Raw genomic sequence first — 4,518 nt, 5'->3', positions numbered from 1 at the left:
GGTGCCGCCGGTGACCAGCACGGTGGCGCCGGCGGCCCACGACCCGCCCTGCGGCGCGCCCAGCGCGTCGGTCGGGCGGACGGGCACCAGGCGGCGCCCGTAGAGCCCGCCGGGGCGCAGCGCCACCTGGTCCTCGCCCGTGCGGCCGGCCAGGACGGCGAGGAGGCGGGCCCGGGTGCGACGGTCCGGCGGGGTGGACGGCAGGTCGACCAGTCCGCCCCAGCGCAGCGGGTGCTCCAGCGCGGCGACCCGCCCGAAGCCCCAGACCTGGGCCTGTTCGGGGCTGTCCGGCCGGTCGCCGGCGGCGACGGCGACCGCGCCGCGGGTCGCCGCCCACAGCGGGGCGGTGATCTGCGCGTCGCCGAGCGCCTGGGTCAGGGCGAGGGTGAGGGCCAGGCCGGTGGAGAGCTCCTCCTGATCCGGGTGGGGGCGCTCCTCGAGGGCGGCGAGCGAGAGCACGCCGGTCACCTCGGTTCCGTCCGCGAGGAGTCCGACCAAGCGCTTGGCGAGGACGGCGCGGTCGGCGTCCCCGGCGTCCAGTTCCAGGGTGAGCACCTCGGCGCCGGCCTCGGCCAGGGCCTCGACGACCCCGGTGACGAGGGCGTCCCCGGCCTGCCGCTCGGGGACGGCGACCACCCAACTGCCCGTCAGGGCGGCCGGATCGGGCTCGGGCAGCGGCTGCCAGGTGAAGCGGTGGTACCAGCCGTCGACGGCGGACAGCTCCTGGCTGCGTCGCCGCCAGGAGGACAGCTCCGGCAGGATCTCGCCGAGCGGTCCCGGGTCGGGCAGGCGCAGGGTCCGCGCCAGGGCCGCCAGGTCGCCGTCCTCGACGGCGGCCCAGAACCCGGCCTCGCGGCCGTCCTCGTCGACCGTGCGGGCGGGGACCGTGGCGGCAGGCGCGGTCGCCGGGTCGGTGTCGAGCCAGTACCAGTCGTGCTGGAAGGCGTAGGTGGGCAGGTCGATCCGGCGGGCGGGCGGGGCGCCGAGGACGGCCGGCCAGTCCGGGGTGTGCCCGTGCACGTGGAGTTCGGCGAGCGCGGTGAGCGCCGCCCCGGCCTCGCCGCGGTCCCGTCGCAGCGCCGGCACCATGAGGGCGCCGCCGTCGGTGAGGCAGTCGCGGCCCATGGCGGTGAGGACGGCGTCGGGGCCCAGTTCGAGGTACGCGGTGACGCCCTGGGCCGCCAGGGTCCGCATGCCGTCGGCGAAGCGGACGGCCTGGCGGACGTGCCGGACCCAGTACTCCGGCGAGCACAGCTCCTCGGCGGTGGCGATCTCACCGGTCACGTTGGACACCACCGCGATCCGCGGGGCCGCGTACGTGAGGCCCTCGGCGACGCGGCGGAAGTCGTCCAGCATGCCGTCCATCAGCGGGGAGTGGAAGGCGTGCGAGACATTCAGCCGCTTGGTCCGGCAGCCGAGTGCCTCGAACTGTGCGGCGATCGCCAGGACTTCGGCTTCGGCCCCGGAAACCACCGTCGACGTCGGGCCGTTGACCGCCGCGATGCTCACCCGGGCGGTCAGCAGCGGCAGGACCTCGTCCTCCGCGGCCTCCACCGCGAGCATCGCGCCGCCGGCGGGCAGCGCCTGCATCAGGCGGGCCCGGGCGGCCACCAGGGTGGCGGCGTCGTCGAGCGAGAGGACGCCGGCGGCGTGGGCGGCGGCGAGTTCGCCGACCGAGTGGCCCATCAGGACGTCCGGGCGCACCCCCCAGCTCTCGTACAGCCGGAACAGCGCGACCTCGACGGCGAACAGCGCGGGCTGGGCGTACTCGGTGCGGTCCAGCAGGGCGGCGTCCTCGCCGAACACCCCTTCCCGCAGGGGCAGTTCGACCCGGGCGCAGACCGCGTCGAAGGCGTCCGCGAAGACCGGGTGGGCCTCGTACAGCTCCCGGCCCATGCCGAGCCGCTGGCTGCCCTGCCCGGTGAACAGGAAGGCCGTCCGGCCGTCGTCGCGGGCGGTCCCGGTGACCAGCCCGGGGGCGCGCTCCTGTGCGGCGATCGCCTCCAGCCCGGTGGTCAGCTCCACGAGGTCGGAGGCCGCCAGTACGGCGCGGTGGCCCAGCGCCGCGCGCCCGGTGGCCAGGGTTCCGGCCAGCGCGGCGAGGTCCGGGTCGGACTCGCGGGAGACCCAGGTCCGCAGCCGCCGAGCCTGGTCGCGCAGGGCCTGCGGCGAGTGGCCGGAGAGCACCAGCGGCACGGGCCGGGCCGGGCCGGACGGCGTCCCGACAGGCGGCTGCTCGACGACGGGCGGCTGCTCCACGACGACCGGCGCGGACTCCAGGATCACGTGCGCGTTGGTGCCGCCGATCCCGAAGGAGGAGACACCCGCGCGGCGCGGCCGACCGGTCTCCGGCCAGGGCCGGGCCTCGGTGAGCAGTTCGACCGCGCCTTCCGACCAGTCGATGTGCGGGGACGGCTCGTCCACGTGCAGGGTTCGCGGCAGCACACCCTCGCGCATCGCCATCACCATCTTGATCACACCGGCCACGCCGGCCGCCGCCTGGGTGTGGCCCAGGTTCGACTTCACCGAGCCCAGCCAGAGCGGCTCGCCGTCGCCGCGCTCCCGCCCGTACGTGGCGAGCAGCGCCTGCGCCTCGATGGGGTCGCCCAGCCGGGTCCCCGTCCCGTGCGCCTCCACCGCGTCCACCTCGGCGGCCGACAGCCGGGCGGCGGCCAGGGCCTGGCGGATCACCCGCTGCTGCGACGGGCCGTTCGGGGCGGTCAGCCCGTTGCTCGCACCGTCCTGGTTGACGGCCGAGCCCCGCACCACCGCGAGCACCCGGTGCCCGTTGCGCTCCGCGTCCGAGAGGCGCTCCAGCAGCAGCAGGCCGACGCCCTCGCCCCAGCCCGTACCGTCCGCGCCCGCCGCGAAGGCCTTGCAGCGACCGTCCGCCGCCAGGCCGCGCTGGCGGCTGAACTCGATGAACGAGCCCGGCTGGGACATCACCGTCGCCCCGCCGGCCAGGGCCAGCGAGCACTCGCCGCTGCGCAGCGCCTGCGCCGCCAGGTGCAGGGCCACCAGCGAGGCCGAGCAGGCGGTGTCCACGGTCACCGCCGGGCCCTCCAGCCCGAAGGTGTACGCGATGCGGCCGCAGACCACGGCGGCGGCGCTGCCGGTCAGCAGGTAGCCCTCGACACCCTGCGGCCCCTCGTGCAGACGCGGCACGTAGTCCTGGCCGTTGGTGCCGACGAACACGCCCGCCTGGCTGCCCTTGACCGAGGCCGGGTCGATGCCCGCCCGCTCGAACAGCTCCCACGACGTCTCCAGCAGCAGCCGCTGCTGCGGGTCCATCGCCAGCGCCTCGCGCGGCGAGATCCCGAAGAACGCGGCGTCGAACTCGCCCGCCTCGTGCAGGAATCCGCCCTCGCGGGCGTAGCAGGTGCCCTTGTTGTCCGGGTCCGGGTGGTAGAGCGCGTCCAGGTCCCAGCCGCGGTTGGCGGGGAAGCCGGTCATCGCGTCGCGGCCGCCCGCGAGCAGTTCCCACAGCTCCTCGGGGCTGCCCACCCCGCCGGGAAAGCGGCAGCTCATCGCGACGATCGCGATCGGCTCGTCGGCCGGGGGGACGGCAGCCGGGGCGGCCCGGTCGACGGCCCGGCCGTCGGTCGGGAGGTCCAGCAGGCTCAGCAGCAGGGACACCAGCGCGCTCGGCGTCGGGTGGTCGAACACCAGGGTGGCGGGCAGCTTCAGCCCGGTGGCGGCGGCCAGCCGGTTGCGCAGCTCGACGGCGGTCAGCGAGTCGAAGCCCAGCTCCCGGAAGGCCCGCCCGGCGTCGACGGTCTCCGGCGAGGCGTGGCCCAGCACCCCGGCGACCTGCCCGCGCACCAGCGTCAGCAGGTGGTGCTCGCGCTCGGCGGGCGGCAGAGCGGCCAGCTGACCGGCGAGGGCGGTCCGCTCGCCGCCGCCCGCGGGCCGGTCGGAGCGGTCCTCCGCCCGCCGCGCCTCGGGGAGTTCGGCCAGCAGCGGGCTCGGGCGGGTCGCGGTGAAGCTGCGGGAGAACCGCTCCCAGTCGACGTCGGCGACCACGGCCAGTGCCTCCGGTCGGCCGGCCGCGGCGGCCATCGCCGCGACGGCGGCCTCGGGCGCCATCGCGACGAGCCCGTCCCGGCGCAGCCGGGCGTCCCGGGTCGCCGAGTCGGCCAGGCCACCACCGGCCCAGTGGCCCCAGGCCACGGCGGTGGCCGGCAGGCCGGCATGCCGGCGCTGCTCGGCGAGGGCGTCCAGGTAGGCGTTGGCGGCCGCGTAGTTGGCCTGCCCCGGGTTGCCGACCGTGCCCGCGAAGGAGGAGAAGAGGACGAAGGCGTCCAGGTCGAGGTGCGCCGTCAGCTCGTGCAGCCGACGCGCGGCCGTGAGCTTGGGCCGCAGCACGTCCGCGAACCGCTCGGGCGTCAGCGCGTCCGCCACGCCGTCGTCCAACACCCCGGCCGTGTGCACGACGGCGGTGAGCGGGTGCTCGGCCGGGATCCCGGCCAGCAGGGCGGCGAGCGCCTCGGCGTCGGCCACGTCGCAGGCCACGACGTC

At 76.8% G+C, this 4,518-nt stretch carries 1 protein-coding gene; it reads right to left on the bottom strand.

Annotated features, from left to right (window positions below):
• On the bottom strand, positions 1–4,518 hold a 4,518-nt coding region (locus ABZW03_RS37775; RefSeq protein ID WP_355268944.1), incomplete at both ends, for a type I polyketide synthase.

It is taken from the genome of Kitasatospora sp. NPDC004799 (genome assembly GCF_040609095.1).
In the GTDB taxonomy this organism is placed as follows: Bacteria; Actinomycetota; Actinomycetes; order Streptomycetales; family Streptomycetaceae; genus Kitasatospora.
The sequence above is the reverse complement of the archived record's forward strand: the minus strand, read 5'-3'. Positions and strand labels throughout refer to the sequence as shown.